This is a genomic window from Roseomonas sp. CECT 9278 (assembly GCF_918698155.1).
Classification (GTDB): Bacteria; Pseudomonadota; Alphaproteobacteria; order Acetobacterales; family Acetobacteraceae; genus Neoroseomonas.
In genome coordinates this window covers 34,730-48,330 of the sequence record NZ_CAKKLX010000021.1, presented here as the reverse complement: position 1 = coordinate 48,330, position 13,601 = coordinate 34,730, and the positions used below count along the sequence as shown (strand labels likewise).

At 66.3% G+C, this 13,601-nt stretch carries 14 protein-coding genes; 3 read left to right on the top strand and 11 right to left on the bottom strand.

The annotated features are described in order from the left end of the window. Positions 1-69: 69 nt before the first annotated feature. Both LQ222_RS14860 and LQ222_RS14855 read right to left on the bottom strand, forming a co-directional pair. Positions 70-294: a hypothetical protein gene (locus LQ222_RS14860; protein ID WP_230167584.1), complete on the bottom strand. Its 225-nt coding sequence runs from the start codon at positions 292-294 to the stop codon at positions 70-72. Positions 295-407: 113 nt separating this feature from the next. Beyond that, complete coding sequence (locus LQ222_RS14855; protein ID WP_230167582.1) at positions 408-1,277, bottom strand: bifunctional 2-polyprenyl-6-hydroxyphenol methylase/3-demethylubiquinol 3-O-methyltransferase UbiG; 870 nt, start codon at positions 1,275-1,277, stop codon at positions 408-410. A gap of 137 nt (positions 1,278-1,414) precedes the next feature. On the opposite strand from LQ222_RS14855, the gene LQ222_RS14850 reads away from it, so the two are divergent. Further along, positions 1,415-1,603, top strand: a complete 189-nt coding sequence (locus LQ222_RS14850) for a hypothetical protein (RefSeq protein WP_230167580.1) — start codon at positions 1,415-1,417, stop codon at positions 1,601-1,603. A 102-nt stretch (positions 1,604-1,705) separates the two neighbouring features. Beyond that, positions 1,706-6,109: a glycosyltransferase gene (locus LQ222_RS14845; protein ID WP_230167578.1), complete on the top strand. Its 4,404-nt coding sequence runs from the start codon at positions 1,706-1,708 to the stop codon at positions 6,107-6,109. Between the two features lie 114 nt (positions 6,110-6,223). On the opposite strand, the gene LQ222_RS14840 is transcribed toward LQ222_RS14845, so the two are convergent. Together LQ222_RS14840 and yghU are read right to left on the bottom strand one after the other, a co-directional pair. Beyond that, the gene (locus tag LQ222_RS14840) at positions 6,224-6,559 is read right to left on the bottom strand and encodes a hypothetical protein (RefSeq protein WP_230167577.1); all 336 of its coding nucleotides are present in this window, start codon (positions 6,557-6,559) and stop codon (positions 6,224-6,226) included. Positions 6,560-6,656: 97 nt separating this feature from the next. Next, positions 6,657-7,532 (bottom strand): glutathione-dependent disulfide-bond oxidoreductase, encoded by an 876-nt coding sequence (gene yghU, locus LQ222_RS14835; RefSeq protein WP_230167575.1) that lies wholly within the window; start codon positions 7,530-7,532, stop codon positions 6,657-6,659. Between the two features lie 115 nt (positions 7,533-7,647). On the opposite strand from yghU, the gene LQ222_RS14830 reads away from it, so the two are divergent. Next, the gene (locus LQ222_RS14830; RefSeq protein WP_230167574.1) at positions 7,648-8,394 is read left to right on the top strand and encodes a DUF3750 domain-containing protein; all 747 of its coding nucleotides are present in this window, start codon (positions 7,648-7,650) and stop codon (positions 8,392-8,394) included. A 172-nt stretch (positions 8,395-8,566) separates the two neighbouring features. On the opposite strand, the gene LQ222_RS14825 is transcribed toward LQ222_RS14830, so the two are convergent. From LQ222_RS14825 to mntR, 7 genes are all read right to left on the bottom strand, one after another. Continuing rightward, entirely contained in the window at positions 8,567-8,980 is a 414-nt protein-coding gene (locus LQ222_RS14825) for a hypothetical protein (protein WP_230167572.1), read from the bottom strand. Then, on the bottom strand, positions 8,977-9,807 hold the full coding sequence (locus LQ222_RS14820; protein ID WP_230167570.1) for an exodeoxyribonuclease III: 831 nt from the start codon (positions 9,805-9,807) through the stop codon (positions 8,977-8,979). The genes LQ222_RS14825 and LQ222_RS14820 overlap by 4 nt, the downstream gene beginning before the upstream one ends. Further along, a complete protein-coding gene (locus tag LQ222_RS14815) occupies positions 9,807-10,493 on the bottom strand; it encodes a fumarylacetoacetate hydrolase family protein (RefSeq protein WP_230167568.1) in 687 nt (228 codons plus the stop codon). The genes LQ222_RS14820 and LQ222_RS14815 overlap by 1 nt, the downstream gene beginning before the upstream one ends. A gap of 319 nt (positions 10,494-10,812) precedes the next feature. Beyond that, complete coding sequence (locus tag LQ222_RS14810; RefSeq protein WP_230167566.1) at positions 10,813-11,613, bottom strand: gamma-glutamyl-gamma-aminobutyrate hydrolase family protein; 801 nt, start codon at positions 11,611-11,613, stop codon at positions 10,813-10,815. Between the two features lie 124 nt (positions 11,614-11,737). After that, a complete protein-coding gene (locus tag LQ222_RS14805; protein ID WP_230167564.1) occupies positions 11,738-12,394 on the bottom strand; it encodes an outer membrane lipoprotein carrier protein LolA in 657 nt (218 codons plus the stop codon). A 61-nt stretch (positions 12,395-12,455) separates the two neighbouring features. After that, positions 12,456-13,037, bottom strand: coding sequence for a DUF4412 domain-containing protein (locus LQ222_RS14800; protein ID WP_230167563.1), 582 nt, complete (start codon positions 13,035-13,037; stop codon positions 12,456-12,458). A gap of 61 nt (positions 13,038-13,098) precedes the next feature. Next, positions 13,099-13,524, bottom strand: a complete 426-nt coding sequence (gene mntR / locus LQ222_RS14795) for a manganese-binding transcriptional regulator MntR (RefSeq protein ID WP_230167561.1) — start codon at positions 13,522-13,524, stop codon at positions 13,099-13,101. Between the last annotated feature and the right edge of the window lie 77 nt (positions 13,525-13,601).

Below are 13,601 nucleotides of genomic sequence, written 5' to 3'. Positions count from 1 at the left end.
GATCCGGGTGCTACCAGCCCGAGCCCGGCCGGGCCGCAGCCGGGCAGGGCGACGCGGGGCAGCGCCGCGTCAGGCGGCGTATTCGCCGCGGTGGAAATGCTGGTCGGTGATGTCGCGCAGCCGGCGGCTGGCGTCGGTCAGCCAGGCGGCTTGACCCCAGAGCACCGCGTCTGGGTCGGCGCCGAAGTGATCCGCGCTGGCTTGCTGCAATTCGGCGAGCAGGGCGTCGAACTCGGCCTTGCGGGCGAGGAAGGTGTCGAGGCTGCGCTGCTGGTTGGTGTCTTGGCTGGTCATCGTCGGGGGCTCTGTCTGTGGCTGGCCCACGACCATTCGCTCTGTTGCCGTGCGAAGCCAAGCGAAGGGTGCGATCAGGTTATTGCTTTCTGAGGTGGGAGCGGGCGGCATCATCAAGGGCCTTGACGGGCCGATCGACTTGCAATCGTTGCGCCTTTACCGGAACCCGCTGATAAGCGGAGCGTCGCGCGCAGCGAAAAGGCGAGCGGCATAGCCGGCATCGACGTGGGCAGTCGGAACATCCCCCCGCCGGCGGGCTCCATCATCGGAAAGGCGGACCACGGCAGCGTCTCATGCTCGTGGAGGAAATCGAGATGGAAGCCGGCCGCCAAGAGCGCACCGAGAATGGTGCTGAAAGAGTGCGCCCATTCGTAGGTCTGTGTATGCGTCAGCAAGTCCGGCGCGCCGGTGTAGGTGGTGGGGTCATTGTAGCTGAACGGCGCCTCGATGGGCACTTGCCAGGGGCGCGCAAGCACCAGCCGTTCGCCCTGCTGCTCCAGCGCGTTCATCGCCGGGTGTGAATCCGCCAGGTACAGCGCGCCGCCCGGTGTCAGCAGCGTGGCAACCACGCCGGCCCAGCGCATCATGTCCGGCAACCAGCAAAGCGCCCCCCAGGTCACATAGACTAGATCGAAGGGGCCATCGAGCAGCGTGGCTGCGTGATGCACATCGCCCTCCACGAAGCGCACCGACACGCCAAGCTCCGCCGCCAGCGCTAGTGCGCCGGCGATGGCGCGGGGTGAGAAATCGAGCCCGGTGGCGATAGCGCCGCGCCGGGCCAAGCGCATGGTGTCGAGCCCAAAATGGCACTGCAGATGTGCTACGCGCAGCCCAGCGACATCGCCGAGTTCGCCATCGACGATGGGATCGAGCCGCTTGTCGCCCGCGCGCACAGCATCGATGCCGTAGAAGCCAGTGCTGTTGCGCAGGTGGATGTCCGCGCGGTCGTCCCAGTTCAGGCGGTTGGCTGCGATCGGGTCCATGAGGCTCTACCTGTTGGCACCGGCATGTTTCTTTGCGAACGACCGGGACCTACAACCCGCAGCTTCGCAAACGCAAGTGGACCTTAACTCCAAGGTGAGCAAAGGCTGCCGGGGCGACGTCGCTGATTGACGTCCCGGTGAACGGGGCGCGGGCGGGCGATCTGACAACGGCGTCGCTGGTCGCTTCGACTCGTTTTATTGAGCTCGATGCGGCGGTCTGGTCGAACAACACGGTGCGTGTGATGGCGCGGAATATCTCTGCGGCGACGTTCGATCTCGCAGCGGCGACGCTGTCGGTGGGGGTCGTGAAGCGGCGAGTGCCGTGACTGGGCGAAAATGATGCGGGGGAGATTAGCGCGGCAACGAGTGCTTGGAGTTGCCACAACCAAGTCGCCCCATAATACTGCACTTATGGGTGAAGTTGCCGGATGAAAATCGTCCTTTTCGCGACCGCTTGGGGGCCAAAGCACGGGGGCATCAACGCCTTCAACCGGGACTTCGCGGTGGGGCTGGCGGAGCTTCTCGGCGCGCCTGGCGCCGTTATCTGCGTCGTGCTGACTGCTGGTCTGGCAGACAGAGCAGACTCTGAGCCGCACAACGTCACGCTGATATCCATCGACCAGGATGGCGACACATTCGACCCAAAGTGGTTAGCAATCGTCGCGGAGGCTTTCGCGAAAGAGGGCATCGATACCGCGAGCACGTGCTGGGTGGGGCACGACGTCACGAGTGGGGCGATTGCCATCGAAGCGGCGCAGAGGTTCAGTGGTACATCGGCGCTGATCCACCACATGGCGTTCCGCGAATACCAGAGTCAGAAGTCTGGCAATTCACAAGTCGCGGATACAAAGGCAAATCGGCAACGGGACTTGTTCAACGCCGCCAAGCGAAGTGCGCTATTCGCAGTTGGCCCGCTGCTCAAGGACTCCTGCGAACGGATGACAGGGCGAGCCTGCACTCAACTGGTACCCGGTTTCCCGCCGGAAGCGAGGCCAAACTCTTCCCGCAACGATGTGCTGGAGGCCCTTACCTTCGGGCGGATGGACCGGGCAGATGACCGGATCAAGCAGGGCAGGCTAGCAGTCGCGGCCTTTGGCGCGGCTGTGAGGACGGCGAAAGCTAATAGTGGGAATCCGCCGGCCCTTGCCAACAACCCAGAGATCGCAGTCCTCGGCCTTTCCGCCGACGATGCATCTGAGGAGGCAGAGTTAAGGGCCCTCGCGAAGGAATACGCCGACCGCGATGTTCGCTTTTTCGGCCTGAGCTTCGAACAGGAACGCAAAGTGACGTTCGAACGGCTCCGTCAGGCCAATCTTGCGCTGATGCTTTCGTTGCACGAAGGGTTCGGGCTGACAGGGTGGGAAGCGATAGCCTTCGAGGTGCCGCTCATCCTGAGCGAGCAAAGTGGATTGTTCCGGTTAATTTACGACACCCTTGGCGGCTTAGGCGTCGGTGGCGTAGTGAAGCTGGATATCCGAGGCGCGCGCGCCGAAAGCGAGCGCTTTCATCCGGAAGACCTTAGGGACGTGGCCGCAGCCTATCAGTCAATTGCTGGGAGGTTGCCTGAACGAAAGCGCGACGCCAAGTTGCTGAAGCAGCAACTCATTAGTTGTCTTGGCTGCACCTGGAAGCGCACGGCGGAGACGTTTCTGGATGGGTTGAGGAGCCTGTCCGCCGATGGAGAAGGCCTTGGCGCGCTGGGATCCATCGAGGCTGGGGTAGATCCGGTTCTCACGTCCACCGATGGAGAAGGCTCTGGCGCGCCGGTATCGGCTGCAGCGACCGCGCCGGGCTTAGCCGGCGCCAGCGTTCCCGTGCTTGCCTCGGCGGTTGCTGTGCCGGAGCTTCGAGGCGACCGGTCTCATGGGGACCCGGACGCGAGCTTCCGCAGAACTCTAGGGATGCTGGGCTTTCTGGACTTGCGCTTTCCCGTTGCGGCAGCTCGCGGCTTCCAGCGGTTTCTGTACGACGACGGTCTTCCTTACTTCTCGCGTGATGATTATCTGGACGAAGTCGGAGAAGTTGGTCACGTCTTGTCCGAGCGCGCAATCATACAGAAGATCCAGACGGCCAGCAGCCCGCTTGCCATCCTAATTGACGGGCCGGGCGGTTTCGGCAAGACTCGGTTGGCACGTAGGCTTTGCCTCGACTGCGGGTCTGATCTTGCGCTGCAGATTGACCAGGCCTCGGATTTCGCGCGGCTAAGGAGTTTTCTGGAGGCAGAGCAAGGTGTTCAGCATCTGGTGATGCTTCTGGATTATGCAGAGAACTTCAAGACTGCACATTCTCTACGGTACTTCTGCGAGGAACTGCAGGAATCTCTCAAGGTCCGGACTACGCTAATTTTGTGTAGCAGGTCGAGCGGATCTGCTACGGTTCGATTTATGTTCCGCGATCTCGATCCGTTGCAGTATAGTCTGGGGCGTGCGTCGGGCGGAGCGCTGATTAGTTACGATCAATGGCTTGTCGCAAAAATCCTGCGGCATCTTGGCCTAGAAGAGAATCCCGCTCTAGTCGAGATGAGCCGCGGCATGCCCTTCCTCGCGGCTTTCGCGGGATACATGAAGACCTACAATCTCGATGCTTTCGAGCGGCAATTTGGCCTTACGCTCAACAACGCGGATTTCGCGCGCTGGGCCGGCGCCCGGATCAATGGTCTCGATCGGTTCGGATCCAACACCAAGCGGCGCATGGCCGAGATCGCACTTGCGCTGCCCATCGCCGAGAATGAGGAGGCCGCCGTTCTGCATGATCCGAGCGGCACCCGCGGACACGTATTTAGAGCGCTGAATGACGACCTGTGGGTCGAGCAGGAGGGTAGCCAGTTCGTCGCACTGCATGACACACTCGCCGATGCGCTGGTGGCCGAGTATCTTTTCGGGTCAGTGAAGGTTTCAAGTAGACTGGCCGATATTCTCTCAACAGCGATCGATAAGCAGTACTTAAGGCGCGCTCTTTACGTTGTGAACCGGCTCGCAGGACACGACAGGTTTCAAGAGATTGACCCAGTCGCTGTGCTGCTGCGCTTAGAGAGCAAGTACGCGGATGTCATCCGCCAGAGCGCCGTCGATATCCTGCGCTGCGCAATGGTCGAGAGGCATCTGATCCCTCAGTTGATTGAGACTGTCACGAGCCTCTTCGAAGGGCTTGAGGGCGGTCCACATGCACACGCCTTTTTGGCGGAAACGGCGGCATATCTTGTGTGGTACCCGGCCCCAACGGCCAATCAGTTCTGCTCCCCGCGGTTCGACGCCCTTATTTCGCAAGCTGCGACGACATCGGATCCGCAAATCTTAGCAAACCTTTTGGCCTATGACCCGAAGGCCTTAGCCACCACCGCCCGGTGGCTAATCAGCCAAACGGTTCATAGTCGTGACGCATCATATCTGATCGAATCCTATCTGCTCAACGTCGGCGACACGACCTGGGTCGGCTCTTTCGTTTTGACTTGGCTCGATCGGCGCGGCGCAATGCCCCGGGCTGGTTTCGTGCTGCACGCTTGGTTCGCGGCGCTAAAGGAGGAGGGGCGCCACGGGATCGATAACCGGTCGTCGCTGGCCGTGAGCGCGGAGATCTTGGGTTATTTGCGCGACTGGTGTGACTTGTTTGGAGAAGAAGCCTTTGCCGCCAAATGCCTGCAAACCTTGGCCGAGACCAGCGGCTACGACGAGAAGAGCCTCGACTTGATTGACGCTTGGCTTGGACACCATGTTCGAACTTATCCCGCGGTGCATCTCCTCAATGTTCTGATCCGCGCCCGCCCTGCGCCAGACGTGCGCATAGCTGGATTTGCGTGCCAATGGCTGGGATTGCCGGAACGTCAGCGGCCGCTTATTGAGTGCTGCTATCTGTTCCGGAATCTTAGCAAATCCGGATATGTGTTCGCCCAGTTCGAATCAGACCTATGGTCTCTTATTACTACAGAAGGACCTTCGCATAATCGGCGCGATCTGTGTCGTTACTGGCTAAACTGGGGCGGAGACCCGGTGAAGGTGCGCGAAATCTTGCGGGGTATCATCGCCGAAGACCCGCTGAACGAACATGTCCGCTTCGCTTTCGAATCATGGTGTAATGCCGCGCCGGGGGACGAAGGGTTCTTCCGTGATGAGATGCAAGCATGGCTTGGCGCTAACGCCAAGCATCCAAAAGCAAGTTATGTATTCAATTTGTGGCATACAGTGGGTCTTGATCCGAAGAAGGTCTTTGAGCCCTTGAAGACTTGGTTCCAGGCTAACGGAGAAGACAGTCAGTTCCCCGTCCTACTTTCTAAGTTCAGGATCCTCGAACCGTTCTTGACAGCAGCCATTGGAACAACACCGGAACGCGCGGCGGTGATAGTGCAGCAAGTGGAATTCGGAATTAAGGATTGTCCAAGTATCGAATATATTCTTCAGGCGCCTTATGGTTGTGATCCGGGTACTCCAATGGGACAAGCGGCTATCGGGGCTGCCCACAGATTTTTGGATCAGCATGTGAGTGACGTGAGAAGCGCCTTCCTGATTGCGAGGGTCGTTTCCGTGATCGGTCCTAAAGACTGGATTCTGTTACATGCGGAACAGTGGCTGGAAAACTTTGTTCATAGGGGCCGCGCCTGTCTGGTGCTGAAAGCTCTCCTGGGGTCAGGTCTCCATCCGCTTCGCTGGGAGCATCGGGTCGCCCAATGGTTAGTGGAGAACCCGACCTATCCGTTCGCAGGAGAACTCTTTCTGGCCTGGGCCGATGCTGGCGGAGATCCGAGCCGGTTCCGCGCTGAAGCGAAGACATGGCTTTCGGCCGCAAGCGAGCGCGAGGGGTATTTCGATGTGGATGAAGTCGAGGAGCGCTTTCGCTGATCTACTGGCGTGAGGGACCTCTCTTTGGTCCACACCCTGGGGTGACCGAACCATCGGCGTTGACGCTCAGAGACCGCTTGTAACCGGGCGCACTCCCTCCGCCAGTTTCACCCCCTACTGCAGCGCCCCCTCCCGCGCATCCACGCCGCCCATGGTCGACAGTTCGACCCCCTGCAGCGTCGTGCCGGTCACGCGGCAGTCCCGCACCACCACCTCGTCGCGATAGAGCACGAGGCGCAAGCTGTCGCCCGCGCGCAGTCCCGCCACGCCGCCCACCACCGCGCGCGTCGGCGACAGCATGCGCAGCACGCCGTCGCGCCGCTGCCAGCCGACCAGGATCGAGCAGGTCTCGTCGAAGGCATAGGCCAGCGGCCGGTCCGTGGCCGCCGTGGCGGTCGAAATACCCGCTGCGGCCGGCCGCAGCGCGGCCAGCGAGGGAAGGGTCGTCATCGAGGGGCCTCCTGCCACCAAAGCGCCGCCAGGGGCGCGCGCCGTGATGGTGAAGGCCGCCGGTTGACCGAGGGTTAAAACCCCGGCCCCGCCAGCCTCATTCAGCCGCCTTCAGCTTGTCCTGCGTGCGGGTCTCGAAGTCGCTCGCGTCATGGCGTTCGTGCAGCTGGCTCGACGCCTCGCCCTGCACGCGGTTGACCATGCGTCCGCGCCGCACCGCGGGGCGTTCGCCGATCGCCTCCGCCCATCGTTGCACGTGGCGGTAGGCGGCGACGTCCAGGAACTCCGCCGCGCCGTACAGCCAGCCCTTGGCCAGCCCGCCATACCAGGGCCAGATCGCCATGTCGGCGATGGTGTAGTCCGGCCCCGCGATGAAGGCGTTCTCGGCCAGGCGGCGGTCGAGCACGTCGAGCTGCCGCTTCACCTCCATCGCGAAGCGGTCGATCGGGTATTCCATCTTGAACGGCGCATAGGCGTAGAAGTGCCCGAAGCCACCGCCCAGATACGGCGCGGAGCCCATCTGCCAGAACAGCCAGGACAGCGTCTCGGCGCGTGCGGCGGACTCGGCCGGCAGGAAGGCTCCGAACTTCTCCGCCAGGTACACCAGGATCGCCCCCGATTCGAAGACGCGGATCGGGGTCGGGCCGCTGCGATCGACCAGCGCGGGGATCTTGGAATTCGGGTTGGCCGCGACGAAGCCCGAGCCGAACTGGTCGCCCTCGCCGATGCGGATCAGCCAGGCATCGTATTCGGCGCCGGCGTGACCGAGCGCGAGCAGCTCCTCCAGCATGATGGTGATCTTCACGCCGTTGGGCGTGCCGAGCGAATAGAGCTGCAGCGGGTGGCGGCCGACCGGCAGGTCCTTGTCATGCGTGGGGCCGGCGATGGGGCGGTTGATGTTGGCGAAGCGGCCGCCATTGGCCTTGTTCCACGTCCAGACCTTGGGCGGGGTATAGTCGGGGGTGTCGGTCATGCATCGGTGTCCCGCATTGGATGCCTGGAAATTGGGGGCGCCGGCGCGGCCGCGAAAGGGGCGCAGGCGCGGCGGCCTTGTCCCGGCCCGGCCGCGCCACAGATCAGGAAGGCCCATGAAGGTCGCCCGCCGCGTGCTGATCCTGTTCGTCATCGTCTGGCTGGTGCCGATCGGCATCGCCGCGGCGCTGTACCAGCGCGCGGGCATCGGCGCGGCCTGGGCGGCGGCGGACCGGTCATCGATCGGCCACCTGCCGCCGGCCGACCGCCACGCCGGCGCGATCGTGCGGGTGTTTGCCGCGCCGACGGTGCGCTGGCGCGGTGTCGTCGCGGTACACAGCTGGATCGTGGTGAAGCCGGAGGGTGCCCGCGACTACACGCGCTGGGACTACACCGCCTGGGGCGAACCCATCCGCGTCAACGGCTTCGTGCCGGATGGCCGCTGGTTCGGCCGCGACCCGCAGGTGGTCTTCGCGGCCGATGGCGATGCCGCGGCGGCGCTGATCCCGCGCATGCAGGCGGCGGTCGAGGCGTATCGTTGGCGCGAGCGTGGCGACTACCGCGTCTGGCCGGGGCCCAATTCCAACACCTTCGTCGCCGCCGTGCTGGAGGCGGTGCCCGAGGCACAGGCCGTGCTGCCGCCGAATGCGATCGGCAAGGACTACCCGCATGACGGATGGTGGCTGCGCCGCACGGCGTCGGGAACCGGGCTGCGGCTGACGCTGGGTGGCTATGCCGGCGTCACCCTCGGCTGGGTCGAGCGGATCGAGGTTAATATTCTCGGCGGCGTGGCCGGGATCGACCTGCGGCGGCCGGCGGTGAAGCTGCCGGGGCTTGGGCGGATCGGGATGGCGCAGGCCTGAACGATGGCGGCGCGACCCCGCCGCGCCGCGCAGGTCGTCACGCGGGGCGCGCCGCCCTTGTCCGGTTGCATGGCGGCGACGGGCGTGCTCCGGCGATGCGCCGCGAGCCCTTCGCGGCTGCCGCCGGCGCGCATCATGTGCCGACCACCGGGGCGCTCGGCCAGGCGGTGCGTTACCGCCGTGGGGGCGGGGCGCGGCGTGGGGGCGGGGGGGGAGCACCCCGGCGGGCGGGCGCTGCGCCGCGCGCCGGTGCCGCGCGGCCGCGCGGGACGACCCGTGGCGGCGGCGGCGGCGGGCGGCGGATCATGTAGCGCTGCTGCGCCGGCGGCATGATCATCCAGCGCGCCTGCAGCGTCGCGTCGTCGGGCACGTCCTCGCCCAGGCGGGTCAGGCCCTGGCGGGCGCGGCGCTTGTGCTCCTCGGTCAGGCTGTCCCAGGCGATCGGGCCGGGGGTATAGACCGTTTCCGGGTCGGGGTCGGGATCGGCGGTGACCACCGGGGCAGGGGGCGGCGGCGCGGCGCAGGCCGACAGCGCCGCCAGCATCGCCAGCAGGGCGGCACGACGGCCGGTCACGGGTCCGCTCATGCCGCGATCTCCACCATCACCGGGACGTGGTCCGAGGCCTGCGACCAGTCGCGCGCGTCCTTCAGGACAATGTGCTGCTTCAGGCTGCCCGCGAGGTCGGGGCTGACCCAGACATGGTCGAGCCGGCGCCCGCGATCGGCCGCGCGCCAATCGCGCGCGCGGTAGGACCACCAAGTATACAGCTTCTGGTCGGCCGGGACGAAGTGGCGCAGCGCATCGTGCCAGCCGCCGGCCTGCTGCCAGGCGGTCAGGGCGGCGACCTCGGCCGGCGTGTGCGACACCACGGCCAGCAATTGCTTGTGCGACCACACATCATGTTCGAGCGGCGCGATGTTGAGGTCGCCCACCAGCACCGCGCGCTGCGCCGGGCGCGCCTTGGACCACGCGGTGGCTTCCGCAACGAAGTCCATCTTGTGGCCGAATTTCGGGTTGGCCTCGCGGTCGGCGATGTCGCCGCCGGCGGGGACATAGAAATTGTGCAGCTCGATCGGCCCGCCGGGCGCGTCGATGGTGGCGCCGAGGTGCCGGCAATCGCCGCGCGAACACCAGTCGGGGTCGCCATCCCGCGCCAGGATCGGGCGCTTCGACAGGACGGCGACGCCGTTGTAGCCCTTCATGCCGCGCACCAGCCGATGCGTGAAGCCAAGTGCGGCTGCCCCCTCATGCGGGAAGAATTCGTCCGGGCACTTGGTTTCCTGCAGGCACAGCACATCCGGCGCCAGCGCGGCCACGAGGTCCTTCAACAGCGGCAGCCGCAGCCGCACGCTGTTGATGTTCCATGTGGCGATGCGCAGCGTGCCGCCCCCGGCGGCGGCCTTGCGGGCCATCAGACGATCTTCGTCTTCACCTCGCCCACGCCTTCGACGATGCCTTCCAGCACGTCGCCGCGGACCACGGCGGCCACGCCCTCGGGCGTGCCGGTCATGATCAGGTCGCCCGGCGCGAGTTCGACCAGCTCGGACAGGTTCGCGATGACTTCCGGCACCGACCAGATCAGCTTCGACAGGTCGGAGGTCTGGGTGACCTTGCCGTTCACCTTCAGTTCGATCTTGCCCTTCGACGGGTCGATGCCGGCGGCCGGCACCAGCGCGCCCATGGGGGCGGACTGGTCGAAGCCCTTGCCCATGTCCCAGGGGCGGCCGGTCTTCTTGGCTTCGTTCTGGATGTCGCGGCGGGTCATGTCCAGGCCGCAGCAATAGCCCCAGACATGCTTCAGCGCGTCGCCCACCGCGATGTTCTTCCCGCCCGTGCCGATGGCCACGACCAGTTCCATTTCGTGGTGCAGCGACTTGGTGACGGTCGGGTAGGGCATGTCGGCGCCATTGATGACCACCGCATCGGCCGGCTTCGCGAAGTAGAAGGGGGGTTCGCGGGTCGGGTCGGAGCCCATCTCGATGGCATGCTCGGCATAGTTGCGGCCCACGCAGAAGATGCGCCGGACCGGGAACATGGCATCGCTGCCCTTGACGGGGATGGCGGCGACCGGCGGCGGGGCGAACACGTAGGCGACCATGCGGGCGAGGCTCCGGGATGGGATGGGAGCCTGTCCTATACAGCCCCGGCGGCGGGGCCGGAAGCCACCCACGGCGTTGAGACGCCATGTGAAGATCGGCCGGGATCGCACGGCGGGGGCAGAAAAAGGTGCGCCCGGTCAGGGGGGTGACCGGGCGCGGTATTTTCTTCCGATCGGAATAGTCGGGCGAGCCGGCAGGGGATACCGGGGATCGTCCACCGGGTTGGTTGAACCCAGCCGGTGAACCCTAGCCGCTTTATCCTGCAAAATCAAAACGCAAATGATGTCTTTCGGGTGACGCCGGTCACCCGGCCGGCGGCTATTCCGCGGCCTGGGCCAGCCCTGCCTGGGTGCAGCGCGCGGCACGATGCGCGGCGCAGGCGCGGCCGAAGGCGTCGAAGATGGCGCGGCTGTCGGCGTCGCGTTCCCAGTCGTATTCGGGGTGCCATTGCACGCCCAGCGCGAAGCCGCGGGCGCTGTCCACGCGCACCGCCTCGATCGTGCCGTCCGGCGCCCAGGCCTCGGCGACCAGGCGGGGGGCGAGGCGCTGCACGCCCTGGTTGTGCAGCGAATTCACCGACAGCCGCCCGGCCAGGCGCGCGGCGGGTGTGACCGCCTGCGCCAGCGCGCCGTCGCGTTCGATCCGCACGGCATGCGCCTTGCCGGTGCGCACCTTCGGGATCGGCTGGTCGGACGGGGTGGAGTGGTCCATCCGCCCCGGCAGGTCCTGGATTCGCTGGTCGAGGCTGCCGCCCAGCGCGACGTTGAGCTCCTGCATGCCGCGGCAGATCGCCAGCAGCGGCACGCCCTGGTCGATCGCGGCGCGGATCAGCGGCAGGGTGGTGTCGTCGCGGTAGCGGTCCTCGGGCGTGCCCTCGGCATGGGCAGGACCGTCATAGAAGCCGGGCCACACGTTGGACCGGCTGCCGGTGAGGATCAGCCCATCGAGGTGCGGCAGCAATTCGCCGGAGAGGTCCTCCCCGGCGGCGGGCAGCAGCACGGGCGTGCCGTGCGCCGGGCCGCGCACCACGCGGATATAGGTGTCCGACGCGGCATGGTTCGGTGTCCCGAAGATGCCGAAGGCTTTCTGACAGCAGGAGATGCCAACGAGAGGTCTCATGGATCACTACACTTCCGCGACGCCGTGTCAGGATCAAGGCGTCCTGTGGGTTTTTCGTGAATGCGCGCCATGCGTTGCACGGATGCCATGCATCGCACCGGCCGCGGCGCCCGGAAACCGGGCGTCAGCCCCCTTGCGGCAGCCCGAAGCCGCCCGGTTCGAAGAAGCGCGGGTCATTGAACTGGAACAGCCCGGCGGGGAAGCGCAGGCCGGTCTCGATTCGCGACAGCGTCACGCGCGTCTCGCGCCCCTGCGCGTCGGTCACCGCCCATTGGCGGAGTTCGATCGGGTCGGGGTTGAACACCAGCGTGAGCCGACCCTCGTTGGGCTCGGCGGTGCGGAACATGGTCACCCGCAGGAAGCCGCCGCTGCGTTCCATCGCGGTCACGGTCACGTCGCCCGACAGCCGCACCTCGCGCCGCAGCAGGATGCCGAGCGGCGTGCGGCTGACCAGCAGCGTGGTGGGGGCGCGCAATTCGCGATCGTACATCAGGAACTGGCCGCCATCGGCCACCAGCAGCAGCGGTTCCGGCGGGTCGTATTCGAACCGCATGCGGCCCGGCCGCCAGATCCAGGCGGTGCCCTCGGCCGCGGCGCCGTTCTGCGCGATCTGCAGGAAGCGCGCGCGCAGCGTGCCGAGCGCATTCAGGTAGGCCTCGACCCGTGCGAGGTCGGCGCGGTCGCGGTCGGCCAGCGCGGCGGCCGGCGGCGCGGCCGCGCGCTGCGCAAGCGCCGGCGAGGCCAGCAGGAACGGCGCGAGGAGGAGGGGGCGACGGTTCATCAGCCGGATGTGGCGTGCGGCGCGGCCGGGGGGAAGGGGGTTGCCCTGGCCGCGCCTGGCCTCAGCGCGCGCCCGGGGCGGGCATGCCCTGGGGCATCTGCATGGTCTGGTAGCCCTGCGGGCGGCGGAACTGCGCGGCATCCTGCGGGCCATAGGCGATGCGCGTCGCCTCCATCCGCCCCTGCTGGCCCTGCGCCGAGCCCTGCGCGCGCAGCATCACGCCATCGGCGGTGATGCAGGCCTCGCCCGATTGCTGCGGGCCCTGGTAGCGCCAGACGGTGCAGTCGGTGCCGGCGATCTTCTCGGTGCCGCCGCGGGTGAATTGCGCGTTCTCGAGGTCGCGCTGCATGCCGGCGGCCTGGGCCATCGGCACGTCCATGATGGTCCGCATGGCTTCCATCACCATGAAGCCGCGCTGGTTCTGGTGGTCGGCGACGATGTAGCCGACGCCGCCGGGCATGTTCATGCGCATCATGCGGTTGGCGGCGGCCCATTGCATGGTGAGTTCCGCCTGCTGGCCCTGGCCGGCGACGCGGTAGGTCACCGCCACGTCGCGCGTCGGGAAGATCTGCGGGCGGTCCTGCGCCTGCGCCGCGATCGGCAGGGCGGTGGCGAGGATGGCGGCGGCGAGGGTGGTGCGCATGCGGGCTCTCCTGGGGTGCGGCCAGTCTGGCAGCGCGAATATGGCGCCGCGATGAAGGTATTCAGGCCTTCGCGAGGAAGCGTTCGAAGGCGGCGAGCGTTTCGTCGCTGACGTGATGTTCGATGCCCTCGGCATCGGCCTCGGCCACCTGGGGCGGCACGCCGATCGCGGCGAGGAAGGCGACGACCGTGATGTGGCGCGCGCGCACGCGCCGCGCCAGGTCGTGGCCTTCCTCGGTGAGAAACACGCCGCGATAGGGTTTCGAATGCGCCAGGCCGTCGCGCTTGAGGCGGCCGATGGTCTTGATGGCGGTGGCATGGGTGACGCCCAGGCGGCGGGCGATGTCGGTCGGGCGGGCCTCGCCCTCGCGAGACAGCAGGTCGGCGATGATCTCGACATAGTCCTGCGCGAGCGCCGAGGCCCGGGCGGTGCGGGCGGAGGCGTGGCGGGCGGCCTCGTCCGGCGGGGCGGTGTCGTGGTCGGACATGGGGCGTGCCTAGCATGCGGGACGGCGAAAGTGAATCTGTAGCCGCGGCATCACTTCGTCGCCGCATCCTGGGGGGC